The sequence below is a fragment of the Moorena producens PAL-8-15-08-1 genome (assembly GCF_001767235.1).
Lineage (GTDB): Bacteria > Cyanobacteriota > Cyanobacteriia > Cyanobacteriales > Coleofasciculaceae > Moorena > Moorena producens_A.
In genome coordinates, this window is sequence record NZ_CP017599.1 from 7,017,927 (window position 1) to 7,037,867 (window position 19,941).

Below are 19,941 nucleotides of genomic sequence, written 5' to 3' on the forward strand. Positions count from 1 at the left end.
CCGTGGCGAATTTAATTACGGGTCAAGCGCACCGTAGGGACAAAAATTTTGGCACCTCATCAGTCTAAAAATTGCTATAAAAGGAGTATAAAAGAGTTAGCAAGGTAGAGTTTAATCAGCTTCTAACTTAAGTAAATTAATAAGTAATGTCAGAAGTAATGTAAGATGAAATTACTTTCCATTTGCAATCCTTATCGATACTCTAGTCCGTTACTGGACATACCCATCTTTTACCAACGGCTAGCCGTAGACGAACGATTCGAATTCTTCCACATCCCTACGGAGGGCGTCTTCACCGAAGGAGCGAATACTGAATCGATTCAGGTAGCTCCGGTGAAGGGAATACTACCTTACACTAGCTTTCTCGAATTAGATTCACAAGTCCGGGATTGGCGATCGCTAGAGGAGTTTGACTTGGTATTTTGTCGCACTTTAAAACCTTTTCCTGAAGGATATCTAGATAGACTACGATTGTGGGAACCTTTTGTAAAATTTGTCAACAGTCCTACGGGAATTCATGAGCAAATTCAGCAAGATTTTCTGCTCAAGGTAGCTAGTAAATTTACACCACACATGGTAGTAACCGATAGCTGGATGGAAGCATTGACTTTTTTTGAAAAGCACCAAGTTATTGTGGCTAAGCGATATAATAGTTGTGGTGGTCGAGGAGTTTTTAAAATTTGGTATGACAAGGGTCATTTCCTAGTGGATAATCCCTTTGCAGGTACCAGGGAGTTTACTCACTTTTCTGAGGTGATGAATTATCTGAAAGGTTCCACAGGCAAACCACTACAATTTGTGCAATACTTGCAGCGAGTTGATGCGGGAGACAAGCGGATTGTTGTGGTAGATGGTGAAATTTACGGTGCCTATATCCGCCGCTCCAAAAGTGGTCATTGGGTGCATAATGTCAGCGTAGATGGAGAATGTTTCTTATCAGATATCAGCTCTGAAGAAAAAGAAGCAATTGACGCCACCTTTGAACACTATCGCTGTCGGGGGATACATACCTTGGGATATGACTTTTTGATGAATGATGAGGGTAACTGGTGCATTAGCGAAATCAATGGAGGAAATATTGGTGGCTTTGCTAGATTAGAACTGTTAACCAACCAATTGATAATGGAGCGATTGTTCACCTGGATGATTGAGTTTTGTCGAAAGCCGAGAAAAAACCTATCGTTGTGTTTGGTTGAGGATTAGAAGTTTTTATTTCTATAAATTATAATTGAGAGCGACAAAATAATTAGGGCAAAAAAAATAAGTGCAGAAAAATGTCAACTAAACAAGAGAATTTCTGTGCAGATTTATCAGAGCATCCCAACATTCTGGTAAGGCAATATCAAGATACTGATTTTCAAGCAATTGCATCTATCTATAACGAGTCTATCGCTGCAGGGAACAGTACGATGGATTGCCAATTTTATACCGCTGAGGACATGAAAGTACTCGCGAATAAGTTTGGCGATCGCGAAACCATACTGGTTGCAGAACGAGAAAGCTGTGTTATTGGGTGGGGTGTAATCAAGCGCTATAGCCCTCGCTTAGGCTACCGTGTTTGCTGCGAGATTTCGATTTATTTTTCTTTAGGGGAAACTGGTAAGGGTTACGGCAGTATTTTACAAATAGCATTGCTCAAGAAAGTTGAGGAGTTTTGCTATCACCATGTCGTTGCTAAAATTTTGGCCTGCAATCAAGGGAGTATTGATTTTCACAAGCGATTTGGATTTGAGGTTGTAGGTGTTCAAAAAGAAATTGGGTTTTTCAAGGGAGGCTGGCACGACATGGTTATTATGCAGCTTGTTTTGTCCCATATCCTACCTTACCGTCCTGAATTATAACACTCTGTGTTTCAGTTTTGAATATGGGAGGAGCTTGCAACCGATAGTTCGAGCGGATGTAACGGATCGGAAGATGGGAAAATGGGAAGGAGGTTGAAGAGGTGCAGGGATTTCTTTGACGTTTCAATCGGGCTTGCTATAGCTTGAAGAAATCTTTGATGATATGAGGAATCATGATCATGTGTCCTGAATAAAAATAAGCTGAGATAGTTCTCAATCTTTTTCAGAGGATAGTGAGGAATTTATCAGCGTTATCTCAGCCTAGAGCTTTAAGGTCTATACAGTAAAGTCAACCAGTGAGGAATTTTTAGTTAGGTAAATCTATGAACGAGGGATTAAGTATTAGGGATTAGGCTTTGAATAGTAAACTCTAACACCATTACCCTAACACCATTTACTTACCTAGTAATAGTATCAATTGCGGTTAATCCCTTATTGCGGTTAATCCATTCTAGGATGGTTAATCCCATTTTGTAAATTTTCAATTTTTAAGTCTCCATTGTCAGAAAACCAAGTTTTTTTAAAAAATTAGAGGATGGCAAAATGATTCAGATTATTACGGGCATGAAGACTTCTGTATCTGACCAAAGTCTTCCCAAGAGTATCCAGCGCTTAATTAGTAATATCCAAAGTCAGTCGGTATTGGTACCGAAAATTGCTCGTCAGTGCATTTTGGATGCACGCATCTCACCGGAAGACTTGATAGGATGGGCTGACTTTGATCATCCCATGACCGACAGCTACGGTCGAAAGCTACTTTACGAGTGCGATTCCTTTGAAATTATGGTGATGTCTTGGGCTCCAGGAGACTACAGCACCATTCATGACCACGGCGTAGCCCAATGGGGAGCAGTACAGTGCTTTGGCGAGGCGGAACACTACGTGTATACCTTAACAGATGGAGTGCTGCAAACCCTGAAGCGGCTGGACTTTAGCTCAGGAGAGGTAAAAGCGGTAGCTGACGATATGATTCACCAGATGGGCAACCCTGGAGAATCCTGCTTTTTTAGCCTTCATGTATACGGGTGCGAAAACCCCAAGGGCTCCATCACTAGCAACGCACGAATCTTTGACCTGCTTGAAGGCAGCATTCAACGAACTGATGGAGGGGTGTTCTTCTGCTTGCCAGAGACACAAATTAAACAGCGGCACTACGGCTTACAAGCAGACGCTGAGACCACGCTCAGACACCACGAAAAAATGCGCGATCGCATTTGTCGAATCCTTGCAGTACAGGACAATCCTCTACTCCGCTCAAAATTAGCTATTTTAGACGAGCAAATGTCACAGCTTAAGTAAGCTAAAGATAATTGCTAATTGATAATTGGTAATTGCTAAGTATTACTTTTCAATTTTCAGTTTTCAATTTTAAAATGACCAATGACTAAATCAATCCAAACTAATTTGTGAACCCCATAGGTCTTGAGGTAGAAATGAGCGGTCCATTGGAATTGGTGCTACTGGTTCAGTTAGAGTAAATTTACCACTCTCAATCCATTGCTTTAGTTCCATAGCAACTTGCCGGGAGAGGAAAATACTAGCAAGAGGAGCTACACGCACTAATTTACCATCAATAGTAATCCGACCAGACTTCAGCTGAGCGTAGCTGACTAACCCAAAGGTTGGACGCACCCGTCTAGGAATGGCAAAATCTACCACTGGTGCAACAATGTTTTGATCTTGTACAGCACAACGTTGCACTACTTCTTCATTCAGTACTGGCATTGGTACGCCCACACCTAGCATCAGAGAGGGGCCATAATTTTTAAAGTAACAACCCCGTACCCATTTGGGATTCATTTGCTTGGCATCTCCAATTAAAGCTAGAGTTGCTGCTGGTCCTATAGGTGTCTGATTGGGAAGGCGTTTTTGCAGTGGGAAGTGTTGGGTCCCTTCCCAAGCAATATAGCCAATACCTCCACCCATAAAAATCCGCGTGCCAATACCTACTAGCTTAAGTTCCGGGTCATTGATTAGGGGTGAGATTGCTCCTGGGTTAGAGTAAACTGCATTGGAGAGTTTGGGCTGCAGCAAACCCAGATAAGTATACAAGGGGCGATCGCCTCCATTCACCCCTACTATGAAGTTTTGATACAGATTGCGGGGATTGAATAAGTAAAACTGATTAATCCTATCCTTAGTGATCGTGGTCTCAAAGGAGCCTCTGGGATAACAATCTGTCACCTGTCCGAGGGCTTGCAGGTGGACGGGTTTCCCAGCAATCAGGTCTTCAATGACATGACCACCACCCCTTTGCCTATGTTCGTCCATATCTGGAATCTCACGGTTATCTGGGTAGTCAACAACTTGGGTTGCTCCCAAAAACAAATCCACTGCTCCGAAGCCAGTGTAAGCTGGAACTCCATCTAACCAACATTTCCGTATTTTCACGGGTGGGTCAGTATGTCCCAAATTCATGATTGCTCCGGAAGACTCCATCTGCTCAAAGGTACCGGTAGTAATGATGTCTACTTCTTTCGCCGCCTGAGTCACACCGATTTCTGCCACCCGTGCTTTTAATTCTTCGACTGTCCACACTACGGCACAGTTACCCTCGATTTTGTCATTAATTTGAGCAATGGTTCGCATAGGGATTGGGAATGGGGAGAAGGGTTTTCCAAAATATCACTTGCCAGTGGTATCTTAGCTTACCTCAGTCAGGCTCAGTTATAATACGCAGTTGTTAAAATCCATAGCTTGCGTTTTAACGGCTGAAGGCTGATGAAGGTTTACTCTTCCTCCTTTTCCTCCTTATCGATTTGATCTGATTTGTCGGATTTGAGGTGATTGTCCGATTCAGTCCTATCCTGGGAATGCTGTGAGGTAGTCGGGCTGGCTAATTCAGGATTTGCTGATGCGATCGCAACGGTTTCTGAAGGGGTCTGGGTATCTGTGATTGATATCGGACTAGTTTTCCATTGATCGAGAATATCTTTAATTAAAACTTCTTTTAGCCAAACCTGACCAACTACGGTTAATGGTAAAGCTAACAGTAAACCTAAAAAACCAAAGAATGTCGCGAAAAATACCTGAGCCAAAAGGGTTACTGCTGGTAGCAGGGATACCTGTTGCTTCATGACCAGGGGAGTTAGCAAATTACTTTCCACCTGCTGAATAACAATGTAGAGAATTAAAACAGCGATCGCTTTCCAGGGTGCATCTAGTAGAGCGATCGCAATCGGTGGGACTACACTCAATCCAGGGCCAATATTGGGGATAAATGTCAAGATACCTGCCAAAGCCGCCTGTGCCAGTGCCAGTTTCACTTGTAGGATGACCAAACCCACAAAACTTAAGCCAGAAATGGCAGCAATGTTAACGAGAATGCCTACTAACCAGCCCCGTAAAGATTGATCACATAGAGTCAAAATTTGATCAACTCGACGGCGATAGAAAGATGGGAAAAGTCGTATAAAGCTTTGACGATAAGCCTTGGGGTCAGCCAATAGCATTATGGTCAAAACTAATACCAGCAAAACTTGGGCTACGACAGCCAAAGAGTTAAAGGCAATGGAGAATCCACCACCCAATAACTGATTAAGTAACGGTTGTAGCTGTTGAATTAGCTGATCTAATTGGATCTCGGGGAAATTAATCAGATCTGCGGGAATATCCGCTGACAACAACTCCAACCACTGACCTAATTTTTCTATACCCCTAGGAACCTGATCAGTTAACTCTAGGACTTGCTCCGCGAAGGGTGGCACAATTAGCCAGTAAAACCCTACCGCCAGAGCAACCATCAGAAGAATTGACAGCAGGACAGCAAAAAGCCGTTTCATGCCAACCCGGCGGAATTTTTCCACCAAGATATTTAAGGCATTGGCAAGTACCACAGCCGTAAATATCAGCAGCAGTACTTGACGGATTTGCCACAGGATGTATAACGAAAGGATAAAGGCAAGTAGACCAATCCATGTGCCTAGACTCATGGTGAAACCTCACAGTGGCTTTAGCAGTCCCAGACCTAATTTTAGTTCTTTGACACTCCCACCGCGCTCATCCTGCGATTATAGCGGGGGATTCTTAAGAGCATGAAACTCTTAACGGCTGAGCCAAACAGCCTCTAAACCCTCCGATAAAATCATTAGGCTTACTTGTGTGTTTGCGGATTATATTCAGTGCTCCGTTGCAATCAGCGTTTATCAACCAACCTTTACTGGTTTGATATAATCCACGCTTTACTCTTTTTCCGCTGAAGGTGTACTTTTTTGGGTTATCAGCATTCCAGACGGGTAATTCATCTTTATCCAGACTAGACGCTTTACTAGTGTAGGATTCTTCTTGTTCAGCTAGTTCAATCCCATACCGTTGACAGAGGCTTTCCAGCTTGTCCTTAAACGTATAAATCGGAATCTGGGTGAATTTTTGATTGTTTCGCTTGCCCATATTGACCCTTTGTTTTAGGTCAGGGTTGTATCCGATAACAATCTTACTGATCTTGTTTTCCCTACACCAATTTACAACATACCTGGCTGCTTTGTTAGTGAAATCTCTGATTTTGTGATTTCGCTTCCTTAACAATCTGGCTTGTCGATTGGTCAAAGTTTTGATGCCTTGTAAGTCTTTAATAGATTGAAGTTTGGCATTGCGTTTATTGTAAAATTGATTGTCAGACTTAATCTTTTTTCCGTTAACAATAAATGACTTTTGAGTGGTACTAACACATGTAGCAAAATTATCAAGACCTAAGTCAATGCCCAAGATTTCACTGTTTTTTTCTATTTTTGTCTCAGGTTCATCCTCATAGCAATAACAAACGTCAAAATATTTGGCTTTATACTTAGGCAGTATGCGTATCTCTTTGACAGTTTTAGATCTTAGTCTCTCTGGTACAGTAAACTGAACTGCTCCGTACTCCTTTTTAAATTTACGAGACATAGGAACAGTAAACAACCAGTTTTTTCCGGGGAGCTTACCCCAGTCACGTTTTCTCACTGGGATAACCAGAAGAAAATGTCCATCCTTTGGTAAGTAATTCGGAAGTCTTACTTTTTCTTGGTAACCGACCTTGGCTTTTAGCTTCAGTAAACCAAAGAAAGATTTAAAGGATCTATCGACAATTTTTAGGGTTTGTTGAGCAATATCCGTTGGCAGTAATTTGTAGTTCTCATTATCTTTAGAGTGGTAATAATTACTTTCATACCGCAGATGTTTGCGTTCCTGAAAGAAATACTGACGGACATTGTATAAACCTACGTTGAACATGTTCTTGCTCAAATGACACATTTGTCTGAGAGCTAAGATCTGTTTTTTGTCTAAACGAAGGTTATTAACTTGAGTTAGCATCGACCTTTCCGCTATATTCATAGATATTCTAGCGAAAATATGTAGGATGCGCAACAAACTCGGTCTCCAATTCCCCAGAGACGAAACCTGATTACGTTGAGCGATAGGCGCGACAGTCTGTGAGTTATAAGTTTAAGTTATATGAAATAAAGCTCAACTGTCTTACGGTAACTATCGCCAAAGGCGACCCTTGGCCGTAGGCCACGCCAAAGGCGAACGCGAACAAATCCCGCTAACCCTTTGGGTATAATCGGAGTCCCCTTGGAGTTGAAGGATGGGGCTCAAAAAGCTTATATTACCTCAATCCTACAGATTTTAGGTTTTAAATTAGGTTTTAAAACAGACATGATGCGATTAGCCCGAAGGGCGTTGGCTAGCGAACGCTCCGGGATCAGAAGATGGGGGTGATGGGGTGATGGGGTGACAAGCAGCTTTCAAGGTCGGGTGGGTATAGGTGGGGTATCTTGCCCAGAATTTTTATCAATTAGCGTACACTTGGTTTCATGATTACATAGTTCATGATCACCTTGGGAAACATAACTATGCTCTTTTTAGTCTAATTAATCGCTTGTACTCATCCTCAAGGAAGATATATTTAATGTTTATTTCCCATCGTTGGCAGTCCAGAATCGCTCTACTCACAGCATTGGGGATCACTTCAACTGTGGCGTTACCAATGTTGATGGCTACTCAAGCTACTGCCCAGTCTAGATTCTACATCGAGCCACAGTTGGCTCAATTTACCCAAGTCATCATTCCTGCTGGGACTTTGATACCAGTTGAATCCGACGACGCCAAGAGAGTCATTGTCACTCGTAATGAAACTCTACCGATAACGGTGATCGTAGCTAGAGATGTAGTCTCCTTTTCAGGAACCCTCCTAATTCCAGCAGGTAGTGAGATTGAAGGGGAAGTGCGTCCAGTTCAAGGAGGTTCTCAGTTTGTCGCCGAAGAGTTGATTCTCAGGGATAGTGATCAATCCTTATCCCTTGATGCCACCTCCGAGGTTGTCACCAAAACTGAAACCATTACCAAAAACACTGATCCCGATTTGCTCAAAGGTGCTGCGATTGGTGCAGCTGCTGGGGCTGTACTCTCTGAAATCTTTGGTAAGCTTGAGTTTTGGGAAGTTTTAGCTGGTGCTGGACTCGGTTTGGTTACAGAACTTCTCCTTGCAGGAGGTCAAGAAGACGTAGAAGTAGTTGTCATCGACCCTGACACAGATTTAGATATAACCTTGAAGTCTGATTTAGTCCTGAACATTGATAATCGCTAATCTGAAGGATGAAGGATGAACCCTTCACCCTTCACCCTTCATCCTTGACTTGATAATTAATCATTCATCCTACCCGACGGTAAAGCTATCAGGGGAACATCCTTCTTGATAATCCATCCTTAACCAAAAATTACTGTCACCTTAATATTTATCTATTATTATCTATTACTATTAACTAGTTAGTCACCAGGTCGTCAGGATAGCTAAGCTGATGGGTCTTTATCGCCGCCTTCTCTGGAGTACTATATTGGTATTAAGTACTTTAGTAACACAGATTCCAACGGCCTCAGCTGAAAATAAGGAATACCACGTCATCCTTAATTATGATAGCAGTAAATCATTTGAAGGCCTAATTCAGCAGACAGAAAATTTGGCTCAAACTAAACTAAATCAGGAATTTACCGAAAATCCTGATATTACCAGCATTTCTCTAATGATTTTAGGTGAACGCAATGGTCAAGTAGTCCCTTTGATGATTGCAACAGTTTCTCCCTATCAGTGGAAACAATTCCCCATAATCCAGCGATGGGCGAGTTATTTGAGCAATTCTGAAATGCTATTGGGCTTCAGAGATTCCGATTCATCTCTAGCTGCTTCAAATACACCATTACCTTCAGTATTATTGGAAGCTTCATTGGAGGATGACCCAGGTTTTCGAGATGATTAATTAGTTGAATTAACTAGTTTAACTAAAAAATCAGCAACGGTTAACCTTATAGGTTGTCTGAGAAGTCTCATTTGCTACATCCAAGCCCCCGTTGGTCCCCATCTGTAAAAAAGCGAAGCATCCGCTAATTCCCCCCAGAATTGGGGGGTTAGGGGGGCGGGGGACTTTTAGAAACAAATTGACTCTTTTTCCCCCCAAAGTTGGGGGGCTAGGGGGGCAAAATTCAGTATAAAAAAACTTTTCAGATATCCTCTTAGCTGTAACAGTGTTCATCCTTAATTTTTAGTTAATTATTTTCACAATTTAATTTCACAGGTTAAGACTTAACTAATAAATAGTTAAGGTATGGTAAATCTTAATATCAACTAAAAAACACTATAAAGTTAAGACATGTTTAACCATCCACTTAACCGCTCTTAACCTTAAAAAGATATATCTAATCAGTAGCTAAAAACTAGTAAAAGCGTTTACAAACGCAATTTTTTTTAGTAATCAATGCTAGCCATATGAGCGACACCCGGGTATCAAAAAGTAGACAGATATCAGGGTTTAATAACCTTGGATCACTACTTATGCTTTCAAACAGGGGTGTTCTCACGCTTGGGCTGGTTTTCTACTGCAGCATAGCTAGAAAATGATTAGCAACATGGCTGAATTTGTTATAGCCTTTTGAAGATTTTTTTCAGCTAGCTCTGGTGGGAATGGTGCTCAAGCTTTGTGATTCCGCTGATTCTTGTAGAGAGATAAAGAGATACTAGAATGTCTAAGCTAACTCGCAGAAAACTGTTAGTTTTCTTTGGGGCGAGTACTGCAGCTACTGTGTTGGCTCCTCAGATAGGCCAAAAACTGTTGGGTGGTGACTATAGTGTTGCCAATGCAGCTACCAGTACTCTGGGTATTACCCCGGTGCGTTTACCCCATCCCTTGCCGATTTATCAAACTAAAAAAAGTGCCTTACCCACAGGCATTAACCAAAGCAAAGTTCTTAATCCAAGTTCTGATGTCAGTCTGGCTAGCTACACCGTCATTGATGATGTAGTAGTACCGCCGGAGTACGAACGGTATGTAATTGTCAAATGGGGCGATCGCGTTTTTCCTAATCCAGACGATTATTTCGGCTATAACAACGACTACACTGGCTTTGTTCCTGTAGGTAGAAGCTCTAATGATGGCTATCTCTGGGTCAATCACGAATACGTTTCTTTTCCATTTTCTGACCTAGCTCCTGGTACTTCCAGCAGCTTAGCTGGATTACCCACTAGCTTTGAGACGGTGATTGGCTATCCTCTACCCTCTAATGTGAATGATATAGAACTGCTAGGAGAGTTTTTCTATAACCAAGGAGGTTCTATTGTTCGCATCCGTCGCAATGGTTCCGGTGAACGTTTCCAAGTTGTTAAGAAGGACTCGAAGAACCGTCGCATTCACGGTCTTTCTGGTTTAGCAATCAATGCTCAGCGGAGTGATGAGTTCAAGACTGTTACCTCTTGGGGCTCCAGAAGCCATCAGCGAGGGGATCAAAACTACCTGGTGGGAACAGGACCAGCAGCAACTGAGGTGTTCTCTCTCAGTTCAGATGGTTTAGGAAACAAGATTATCGGTACTGCTTACAACTGTTCCGGTGGCACTACCCCTTGGGGTACCATTTTGACTACTGAAGAAAATTTCCAGGCTAGTGCCACCTTCTTCAATGGTGTTACTGAAGCTGTGCTACCTAATGGCACTCAGACTGGCTACACCGAAGGTACTACTGGCTCTGTATTCGGTCTGGTCGGTGAAAAGTACGGCTGGATGGTAGAGATTGATCCAGCTAAGCCTGGTGTTCGTGCCAAGAAGCACACTGCTTTGGGACGCTTCCGTCACGAAAATATCACTTTCCGCACTGAGGCGGGTAATAAGTTAGTTGCTTACATGGGAGATGACCGGCGGGGTGGTCACACCTGGAAGTATGTGAGTAAGCGCAAACTGCGGGGCCTCAGTGATAAAGATAACAGTAAGTTATTTGAAGAAGGTACTCTCTACGTTGCTAAATTCAATTCCAATGGCACAGGTGAGTGGATACCATTGGTCTTGAGTACTCCCACCAATCCCAATGTTCCCTCTGAACTGGCTTCTGTTGAACTAGCTGCTTTAGGTGAGGCACAACGAGATGGTCGCGTGCGCTTACCAAAGCGTGCTGGTATTGCTGGTGCTACTGAGGATGGTGGCTCGTTGGTGGTAGATCTCACTAATGAAGCAACTGCTCTGCCTGGTTATAAGAACAAAACCCTGGCAGATTTCTACACTAGCCAAGGTGCTATTGTCGTTGATTCTTTCCTGGCAGCTAATCTAGTTGGTGGTACTCCTTCATCTCGCCCTGAGGATCTAGAAGTCCATCCCCGGACTAAAGCGGTATTCATTGCCTATACCGACCATATTGCTGGTGGAGATGGCTATCCAGATTCCCGGGTCTTCCAAACTGCTAAACTCAACGCTGATGTTGATGCTAAGCAGCCTTCTGGTGGGATTTACAAGATTATTGAAAGCAGCGCTGATGGTGCTGGTACTAGCTTCCGCTGGACTCGATTCGTGGAATCTGGAGAAGCTGGAGCAGACGATGGCGCTGGTTTTGCTAATGTAGATAACCTAGCCTTCGATACCAAAGCTAATGTCTGGGGTGTCACGGATATGTCTACTAGCCAGCACAACGGTTTCAAAACTGGTGCTGAGCCAGGAGAACGCACCATCGACCACACCGACACTGGTGCTACTAGTTCTTTGGTTGGGGTCTATGGTAACAACTGGGTGTTCTATATTCCCACTAGTGGGCCTAATGCTGGGGAAGTCATTCCTTTTGCTTATGGTCCAATGCGTTGCGAAATAACTGGTCCAACCTTTATTGGTGATACTCTAATTGTTGCAGTACAGCATCCTGGAGAAAGTGTACCCATTGGTGCAGGTCAGGCACCTCTGCAACGAGACATTGAAATCTTGAACTTGGATGGAACTCTGTTTACTCAGAGGCGGACTGTACCTCTTGGAAGTAACTGGCCTAGTAGCTTACCCAAGGCTGATGGTGGTGATGGAAATCCCTCTGGACCACCCCGTCCTTCTGTAATTGGTATTCGTCGCAAGTCCGGTGAAAGCCTTGTTTAGATTAATGTTTGTTTAGGCAAGACAGCAAGATGAGATAAGATATTTTATCTTTGCGATTCTATCGCTTATTTTCACACATTTACAATTTAGAGGCTGGCGTTCGCTTATAGATTCGTCAGCTTTTTTTTGTTTTTATGGCTCTTCCGTACCTCCTATAATAAACTATTACCAATTTTGATAAAGTTATCCAAAAAACTATCTATATCTGCTTCGTTAATTTCTGGATTGCTGAGAATGAAGCGAATTACAATCTGTTCTTGATACTGAGAGTAATTGACTAATGCTTGACCAGAGCGCATTAATTGCTCACGTATCTCCAGATTTAGCTGATCTAAACCATGATTAGACAGACTGTTATCCCTGGGATTATAGCGAAAACAGATATTCAAAAATGTTGGTTGAACTATCAATTCTAAATTCTCACAATTGCGAATATAATCCGCCGCGTAGCTAGCGAGTTCAAATAAGCGGTCAACCCTTGCTTCATAACCATTTTTGCCGTAGTATTTCCAGGCTAGCCACAGCTTAAGGGCATCTACTTTCCGCCCACACTGCAAGGACATAGTTCCAAGATTATAGGCACTATCTTCATCATCGTGGAAGATATAGTGAGTACCTTGACTAGAACAAGCCTCCAATAAAGTCCCTGGTTGTTTGACTAGAATAGCTGAACAAATCAAGGGCACGCCCATGAGTTTGTGAGCATCCCAGGTAAAAGAATCTGCTAAGGAGCTACCTTCCAACAGATGCTTGTGCTGGTTGCTGAACAAAACCGGAGCACCCCAAGACCCATCCACATGTAGCCAGAGTCCATATTTGCTGGTAATTTCTGCAATTGAGGGCAACGGATCGAATGCACCGGCAACGGTAGTGCCCGCAGTAGCTGTAACAAAGAAAGGTGTTTTTCCTTCCCTTAGGCTTTGTTGAATAGCAGCTTCTAATTGTTGCGGGCACATGCGCTGATCGCCATCGGATTTGACTTTGACTACATTGTCTATCCCCATGCCCAACAAATTTGCTGCTTTGAAAAAGGAATAGTGAGCCTGATCGGAGATGAATGCTACTAGCTGGTGATTTCCCAATCCCTTGTTTTTGGCTTCGGGTAGAAGTTTGTGTCGGGCACAAAGCATGGCGATCAGATTAGCATTACTGCCTCCTGTCACCATCAACCCCTCACCTTGAGGAAAACCGATCAAGTCCTTGAGAGCCTCAATCAATTTAATCTCGATCAGCGTGGCTACTGGAGCAACTTCATAGGTATACATAGAAGTATTAGCAGTACTAGTTACCATTTCTGCTAATAATCCAGTTATCTCAAATCCACCCCAAAGCTGGTTGAAAAACTTATGGCTACTAGTCCGCACGCTGTGGTCGAGATACGATTCAATAATCGGAATTAAATCGGCTAAGGGAACTCCGTTTTCTGGTAAGCTTAAATCGAGTTTTTCCTTAAGGGCTTGAGGGCTTTTGTAATCTATTACCTTGGTGTCGGTATTTTTATTTTCCTGCAAATAGTTAAGGAGTTTATCAACAGTTAAGTTGATTATTTTTTCAAACTCGATCATAATTTAAGATTTGGTAAAATTGGTGATATGCTATAATTGATAACTGCTATATCAACTATCAAAGTGCTACTAAAACCTCGGCAAGTTTCCTTTTGGTGCTAGCGAATACTTCATGTTGTTGATTGTCCCAAATGCTAACACGAGAATTAAGCTCGATGATTTTCGGTTGACCGTTAACTATGGCAAGATCAATGCCATAAAACCGGTTACCGTACTGTAGCATATGTTTTTCAATGTGTTCGACTAGCTCGAAGACAGTGCTAGGGATGAGCTCTATTTCTACAACAAACATCTCGCCTCCTTGAGTCACGGATGCCACTAATTCGCCTGAAGGTGGAGTACGTACTATAGCGTGAACAATTTCCCCGTTGAGGAGTGCTACACGAAAGTCATGAACACCATTGACAATACCGGGTATACCTGAGCGTGAATCGATAAACTCTTGCACTAATAAGGGATAGGGGCAATCCTGTTTCTTTAAGAAGTCATTGTCTCCAATGTGGACATTTCTGCCTTCAAGACCATCTAATGGCTTGACAACTTTATATTGCCCTGGTATTCGGTCGAGTGCCTCAAAAAACTCTTCTTTGGTGTTAACAAGATAGCTTTGGGGAGAATAGTCACTGAAAAGCTGAAAGGTTTTATATTTGTTGGTGCAAATTTCGTTAATTTCCTGACAGTTAAGAACTGGGATAGTTCCATCAGAGCTAAACAATCCTTTATCGAAAATGACATCAGCTTTGACAGGACCAGTCTCAATCACTTCTCCATCTCGTAATTCCCAACTCTGGGAAAATTGTCCTGACCCTAGATAGGAAGATTGGTGACGAACAACACGAAAATTGGCACCACAGGCTTCTATTGCTTCACCAAGTTGGGCAATGTGTCGTATATACTTTTTTTTAGTAAATGGGTAGGCAAAGGTGCCTGCTTCATCAAAAAAGACAGCAACAGTTTTCAAGGTTTACCTCAAACTGGGCATCAACCAAAAATTATAGCAATTTTAGGACTTACGCAAATCCCTCAAGTTAACGCTACCTGTAGGGTGGGCAAAACCTTGCCCACCCTACCCATGGATTCTGTGCGTAAGTCCTGAATTTTTAGTTGATGGAAGCAGCATGTTCAGCAAGGGTTTAGGATTAGCGAACGCTAATCCCCTAACCAGCGCCTACTGAGGTTCTAACCAATTCGTCCACTAATATAAGCTTCTGTCTGTGAGTTCGCGGGTCGTTCAAAGATTTGCCTAGTCTCCCCAAACTCCATCATTGCCCCCAAGTACATAAACGCGGTATAATCCGATATCCTTGCTGCCTGTTGCATGCTGTGAGTCACAATCAAAATTGTGACCTGTTTCTTCAGCTCAGCAATTAATTCTTCAATGCTGGAAGTAGCAATCGGGTCAAGGGCAGAAGTGGGTTCATCGAATAAAATAATCTCTGGGTCAGCGACTAAAGCCCGGGCAATACAAAGACGTTGCTGTTGACCTCCAGATAGGTTATAGGCTGAGTCATAGAGGCGGTCTTTCACTTCATCCCATAAGGCCGCTCCCCGCAACGCTTTCTCCATTTTGTCTTCAATCAGACGACGTCTATTTTCACCCCGCACTCGCAACCCATAGGCAACATTGTCATAAATTGATTTAGGAAAAGGATTAGGCTTTTGGAATACCATGCTAATCCGCATCCGCACTTCTATCGGGTCAATTTTCTTACCTAAAATGTTGACATCGGAGTCGAGCCAGATTGCTCCCTCGTAGCGATTACCAGGATAAAGGTCATGCATACGATTGAAGCATCGCAGTAACGTGGTTTTGCCACACCCTGATGGTCCAATTAGTGCAGTTACTTGTTTTTCCGGCACCACTAAACTAATACTTTTGAGAGCTTTAAATGAACCATAGTAAAAACTGAGGTTATCCACCTCAGCTTTGGCGTTACTAATGCTTGAGTCGGATAGTTTATCAGATAGTTTTTCTACCATTTTAGACCTTTACGGAAGCGATAGCGTAGATAAATAGCAATACCATTCATAGCCAGAGTCATAGCAATTAACACTGTACCGGCTGCAGCTGCATTTGCCTCAAATGCCCGTTCAGGTCTAGATACCCAGGTAAACATTTGAATCGGCATAACCGTGAATTCAGACTGAAGCCATGCAAACAGCTGCTGTATGTTTAGATAGGGAAATTCACCCTGAAAGGGAATATAAGGAAATTCGCTGTTTATTGGAGAATCTGGCAAAAAGCGAATGAATACAAGAGCACCAATGGTAACCACAGGAGCAGTTTCCCCAATTGCCCGAGATAAACCAATGATTACGCCTGTGAGAATACTACCAAACGAATAGGGCAAAACATGATCCCAAATCATTTGCCACTTACTGGCTCCAAGGGCATAAGCAGCTTCCCGGAGATGATTAGGAATTGCCCGCAGTGCCTCTCGTGTGGTGACAATCACCACTGGCAGAATTAACAAGGCTAAGGTCAACCCTGCTGAGAGAATGCTTCGACCTAAATTTAACTCATAGACGAATAACCCCAAGGCTAATAAACCATAGACAATGGAGGGAACTCCTGCCAAATTCGTGACATTGATTTCAATGAAATCCGCTAGCAAGTTTTTTCGGGAATATTCTTCTAAATAAATTCCTGAAGCCACACCAATGGGCACCGCAGCTAAGGCAGTGACTAACATGATCAGACTAGTGCCTACCCAGGCGGACATAATCCCGGCTTTTTCTGCTCTACGACTAGGAAACGATGTAAAAAACTGGGGTGAAATCCGGGATATTCCTGAACTTACCATATGGTAGATTAACGCCAGCAATATAAATATAGCGACCAGAATAACTACCAGACCAACAATGGCAAAAATCTGATTAATAAGCTTACGGCGATTTATATCTTCTCGAATTGTAAGTAATTGTTCCTGTGACATTTATAATCTTATAGCGGTTTTAATTGGTTAAGGTACAAAGTTTTGGGTTTTAGGGAGCAGGGAGCAGGGAGCAGGGAGCAGGGAACACCGGATATGGTAACAGGTAAAAAATCCTGTTTACCTGATAGTTATGAAAAACGCTTGTATGAATCTTGCAAACGCCAAGTAATACTTGTAAATTCACACTTTTGAATTTTTAATTCACCAAATACTAACGACTAATCACTAATAACTAGAATAGCATTTTTAATACTTATAAGGCACATTAAATTTTATTCCTACCCCCCTTCCGTAATTCCTACTCCCTACTCCCTACTCCCTGTTCCCTACTCCCTGTTCCCTAAAATTTTAAAATTGTGTACCTCACCCAACTTAAAATCGCTATACTAATAAATTTCTCGATAACGCTTAGCTAAGAAATGTCCGATGATGTTTAGCACTAGAGTCATTAACACTAAGGTTAGTCCAGCCGCAAAAATGGTCTGGTATTCTAGAGTACCATGAGGCAAATCTCCAAGACTTACCTGGACGATGTAAGCAGTTATTGTAGCGGCTTGGTCTAGGGGATTCCAAGCTATTTTGGGTTGTAAGCCTGCTGCGATCGCAACAATCATCGTTTCCCCTACAGCCCTTGATGCTCCTAGGATGTAGGATGAGGCAATGCCTGAAATAGCAGCAGGAAACACAACGTTCCATGCTGTCTGTAAGCGAGTTGCTCCCATAGCATAAGACCCTTCCCGTAACTCTACCGGAACCGCTCGCATGGCATCTTCACTAATGGAACTAATAAAGGGAATAATCATCAAACCCATGACTAGACCGGCACTTAGCATATTAAAAACCGGCAATTCAGTAAAAATATTGCGCAGAAGAGGGCTAACCACCAGAAGGGCAAAATAACCATAAACCACTGTAGGAATTGCTGCTAAAAGTTCCAAACCTGGTTTTACTACTTCTCGTAATGTAGGAGGAGCAAATTCACTTAGGTAAATCGCAGCAATAGTTCCTGTGGGGATAGCAAGTAGGAGAGCAGTCGTAGCGGTTACTAGGGTTCCTGATATCAATGGCAAAATCCCGTAGTGTTTATCTAGAAACATCGGTGTCCATTTGGTATCAGTGAGGAAATCAATTAATGAGACTTCCTTGAAAAATGCCAGAGATTCCCTAAGCAGGAAAAAGATAATTGCTGCCATAGTGGCGACTGAAGATAATGCCGCCAAAAACAATAGTATTTCAATCCCTCTTTCTCGCAAATTGCGAATTAATTTTGGTGAGAGTTGTTTGGTCTGGTTAAGTCGGATCAGTTTTTCGGTCATTAAATCGGGAATAAATAAAAGTATTGTCTCAAGGCAGCTGTCAGCTATTAGTTATTGCGCTACGCGCACGCTAATTGAGTGGCTATTGGCGGCCACACTACGGGAATGGGATATGCGTAATTATGGGCAAATCCCCAGACTTTCAATTCTGATTAATCTCGAACTATTAGATTTTTCTGTTTGCGCACCCTAAGCGAAAAAAGTTTATTTTCACCTCAATGCTGAAGGCTCACGGCTGTTCGCGCAGCGTGCGCATAGCGCATATGCTTACCTCAGAAATTAGGACTCTTTTGAACATAAGTCAAGAGCGATGATTGATAATTCTACTACTAATCGCTCTTGACCACATTAAACCAATTAAGTCCTCTAGGTTAGATCCAGTTCTAGGCTTAGTTACCGCTACCGACTAGAACCTCTAACTCTGCCAGGGATTTGGCATAGTCTGCGGAGGATAGAGGCACCGACTTAACCTCAGTGACTAATCGCTCAGCATTTTGGAGGTAATAGCTCACAAAATCACTTACCTCGGGACGCTTAACAGCGTTTTTGTTGACATAGATGAAGATTGGTCGGGATAGGGGGGTGTAAGTCCCGTTACGTACCGTTGTCAGAGAAGGTTCTACCTCATTGATAGCAACAGCCTTAAGCTTGTCTTTGTTTTCTAGATAGTAGGAAAGACCGAAGTATGCCAGGGCTTTTGGATCCGTTGATACACCTTGAACCAAAACGTTGTCATCTTCACTAGGGGTGTAATCGGTGCGGCTAGCACCAGACTTGCCGTTAACCTTTTTAGTGAAGTAGTCAAAGGTTCCAGAGTCTGCACCAGGACCGTACAGAACTAGGGGCTGGTTTGGCCAAGCGGAATTTACTTGATTCCAGGTGCTCACAGTCCCCTCAGACTCAGGTGCCCAGATTTTATTGAGTTCGTCAACCGTAAGTTTTGTAGCCCAAGTATTGTTATTGTTGACTACGACGGTAATGGCATCGTATGCCACTGGAATGGCCATATACTCAATGCCATTGGCAGCACAGAGTTTCTCCTCTTTCTCCTTAATTGGTCGAGAAGCGTCAGATATGTCGGTTTCTCCGATACAGAATTTCTTAAAACCGCCACCAGTTCCAGAAATACCAACGGTTACTCGTACCTGATTTTTTTTGAGATCCTGAAACTCTTCCGCTACAGCTTCAGTAATCGGGTAAACGGTGCTAGACCCATCAATTTTGACGGTGGGTGTACCTTGAGAGTTAACTGTAGGTGCCACTAACGCAACAGTTGATGCTACTAGGGCAAACAAGCCAGCTAGCTTCCAGCTATTTTTTTTCAAATTCATCGCCTTGACCACTGTAAAAAATTCCCAGCAATGTTAGGGTGTCGCAATCCACACTTGGTCAAGACTATAGAGCTATTACTAAGTAATGGTAAGTAATGGCGTAAGGTTTAGTTAAATTTAGGTTAAAGTTTGTTTAAGAAACAATCTGTGGCTTTCTTTCGTCTTATATATATTTACCGTTAGTCTTTATATTATCTTTCTTTTTTGTATTGTCAAGACTAAAAGCAAATTACAGAAATAAACCAAAAAGCCGATTCCTTCTAGCTTCTAGGGGTCGGATAAATGGGTAAGCACTTTGAAATGCTCACAAGTCGCTATACATGAACTGTTTTACATAGTGCGATCGCGTTCGCGCAGCGGAGGCCGTAGGCCACGCTACGCGAACGGCTTTGCCTAAAGCGTGACCAAACGCGATGGACTTCGTCCCGCTTTGCTGCGAAGCGCGTGGCCTTTTGGCCAAGGTCAATCGCATAAATTAGCCTGGGCTAAATTCGCCTGGGCTATCTCTGCTATCTTTGCCATTGTCTTGTGGACTTGATCTAAACGCCTGTAGAATTAATCTCACACTCGGTCAGGTGCCTTACT

General features: G+C 42.8%; 17 protein-coding genes. 6 read left to right on the forward strand and 11 right to left on the reverse strand.

The features are described 5' to 3' along the window. The first annotated feature begins 165 nt into the window (after positions 1-165). The 3 genes from BJP34_RS25675 to BJP34_RS25685 all read left to right on the forward strand — a co-directional run bounded on the left by BJP34_RS25675 (position 166) and on the right by BJP34_RS25685 (position 3,140). Complete coding sequence (locus BJP34_RS25675; protein ID WP_070394787.1) at positions 166-1,203, forward strand: ATP-grasp domain-containing protein; 1,038 nt, start codon at positions 166-168, stop codon at positions 1,201-1,203. Positions 1,204-1,274: 71 nt separating this feature from the next. Next, positions 1,275-1,841 carry a GNAT family N-acetyltransferase gene (locus BJP34_RS25680; protein ID WP_070394788.1) on the forward strand — a complete coding sequence of 189 codons (567 nt, stop codon included), beginning with the start codon at positions 1,275-1,277 and terminating at the stop codon, positions 1,839-1,841. Positions 1,842-2,384: 543 nt separating this feature from the next. Beyond that, the gene (locus BJP34_RS25685) at positions 2,385-3,140 is read left to right on the forward strand and encodes a cysteine dioxygenase family protein (RefSeq protein WP_070394789.1); all 756 of its coding nucleotides are present in this window, start codon (positions 2,385-2,387) and stop codon (positions 3,138-3,140) included. 90 nt (positions 3,141-3,230) lie between these two features. Here BJP34_RS25685 and BJP34_RS25690 read toward each other — a convergent pair whose 3' ends face one another. From BJP34_RS25690 to BJP34_RS25700, 3 genes are all read right to left on the reverse strand, one after another. Further along, positions 3,231-4,430, reverse strand: a complete 1,200-nt coding sequence (locus tag BJP34_RS25690; protein ID WP_070394790.1) for a homocysteine biosynthesis protein — start codon at positions 4,428-4,430, stop codon at positions 3,231-3,233. Positions 4,431-4,570: 140 nt separating this feature from the next. After that, complete coding sequence (locus BJP34_RS25695; RefSeq protein ID WP_070394791.1) at positions 4,571-5,773, reverse strand: AI-2E family transporter; 1,203 nt, start codon at positions 5,771-5,773, stop codon at positions 4,571-4,573. A 94-nt stretch (positions 5,774-5,867) separates the two neighbouring features. Next, a complete protein-coding gene (locus BJP34_RS25700; RefSeq protein ID WP_229424024.1) occupies positions 5,868-7,151 on the reverse strand; it encodes an RNA-guided endonuclease InsQ/TnpB family protein in 1,284 nt (427 codons plus the stop codon). A gap of 577 nt (positions 7,152-7,728) precedes the next feature. On the opposite strand from BJP34_RS25700, the gene BJP34_RS25705 reads away from it, so the two are divergent. The 3 genes from BJP34_RS25705 to BJP34_RS25720 all read left to right on the forward strand — a co-directional run bounded on the left by BJP34_RS25705 (position 7,729) and on the right by BJP34_RS25720 (position 12,208). Further along, complete coding sequence (locus tag BJP34_RS25705; RefSeq protein ID WP_070394793.1) at positions 7,729-8,406, forward strand: hypothetical protein; 678 nt, start codon at positions 7,729-7,731, stop codon at positions 8,404-8,406. Positions 8,407-8,617: 211 nt separating this feature from the next. Next, positions 8,618-9,073 carry a hypothetical protein gene (locus tag BJP34_RS25710; protein WP_070394794.1) on the forward strand — a complete coding sequence of 152 codons (456 nt, stop codon included), beginning with the start codon at positions 8,618-8,620 and terminating at the stop codon, positions 9,071-9,073. Between the two features lie 759 nt (positions 9,074-9,832). Then, positions 9,833-12,208, forward strand: coding sequence for a PhoX family protein (locus BJP34_RS25720; protein WP_070394796.1), 2,376 nt, complete (start codon positions 9,833-9,835; stop codon positions 12,206-12,208). A gap of 152 nt (positions 12,209-12,360) precedes the next feature. On the opposite strand, the gene BJP34_RS25725 is transcribed toward BJP34_RS25720, so the two are convergent. The 8 genes from BJP34_RS25725 to BJP34_RS44535 form a co-directional block, all read right to left on the reverse strand. Beyond that, on the reverse strand, positions 12,361-13,773 hold the full coding sequence (locus BJP34_RS25725) for a pyridoxal phosphate-dependent decarboxylase family protein (protein ID WP_070394797.1): 1,413 nt from the start codon (positions 13,771-13,773) through the stop codon (positions 12,361-12,363). Positions 13,774-13,831: 58 nt separating this feature from the next. Further along, on the reverse strand, positions 13,832-14,734 hold the full coding sequence (locus BJP34_RS25730) for an ATP-grasp domain-containing protein (protein WP_070394798.1): 903 nt from the start codon (positions 14,732-14,734) through the stop codon (positions 13,832-13,834). A gap of 218 nt (positions 14,735-14,952) precedes the next feature. Beyond that, positions 14,953-15,753, reverse strand: coding sequence for a phosphate ABC transporter ATP-binding protein PstB (gene pstB, locus BJP34_RS25735; RefSeq protein ID WP_070394799.1), 801 nt, complete (start codon positions 15,751-15,753; stop codon positions 14,953-14,955). Continuing rightward, positions 15,747-16,709: a phosphate ABC transporter permease PstA gene (gene pstA / locus BJP34_RS25740; protein ID WP_070394800.1), complete on the reverse strand. Its 963-nt coding sequence runs from the start codon at positions 16,707-16,709 to the stop codon at positions 15,747-15,749. The genes pstB and pstA overlap by 7 nt, the downstream gene beginning before the upstream one ends. A gap of 49 nt (positions 16,710-16,758) precedes the next feature. Next, positions 16,759-16,893, reverse strand: coding sequence for a hypothetical protein (locus tag BJP34_RS49475; protein WP_267876380.1), 135 nt, complete (start codon positions 16,891-16,893; stop codon positions 16,759-16,761). 202 nt (positions 16,894-17,095) lie between these two features. Beyond that, the gene (gene pstC / locus BJP34_RS25745; RefSeq protein ID WP_070394801.1) at positions 17,096-18,025 is read right to left on the reverse strand and encodes a phosphate ABC transporter permease subunit PstC; all 930 of its coding nucleotides are present in this window, start codon (positions 18,023-18,025) and stop codon (positions 17,096-17,098) included. A 389-nt stretch (positions 18,026-18,414) separates the two neighbouring features. Beyond that, positions 18,415-19,356: a PstS family phosphate ABC transporter substrate-binding protein gene (locus BJP34_RS25750; protein WP_070394802.1), complete on the reverse strand. Its 942-nt coding sequence runs from the start codon at positions 19,354-19,356 to the stop codon at positions 18,415-18,417. A 304-nt stretch (positions 19,357-19,660) separates the two neighbouring features. Next, positions 19,661-19,828: a hypothetical protein gene (locus BJP34_RS44535; protein WP_229424025.1), complete on the reverse strand. Its 168-nt coding sequence runs from the start codon at positions 19,826-19,828 to the stop codon at positions 19,661-19,663. Between the last annotated feature and the right edge of the window lie 113 nt (positions 19,829-19,941).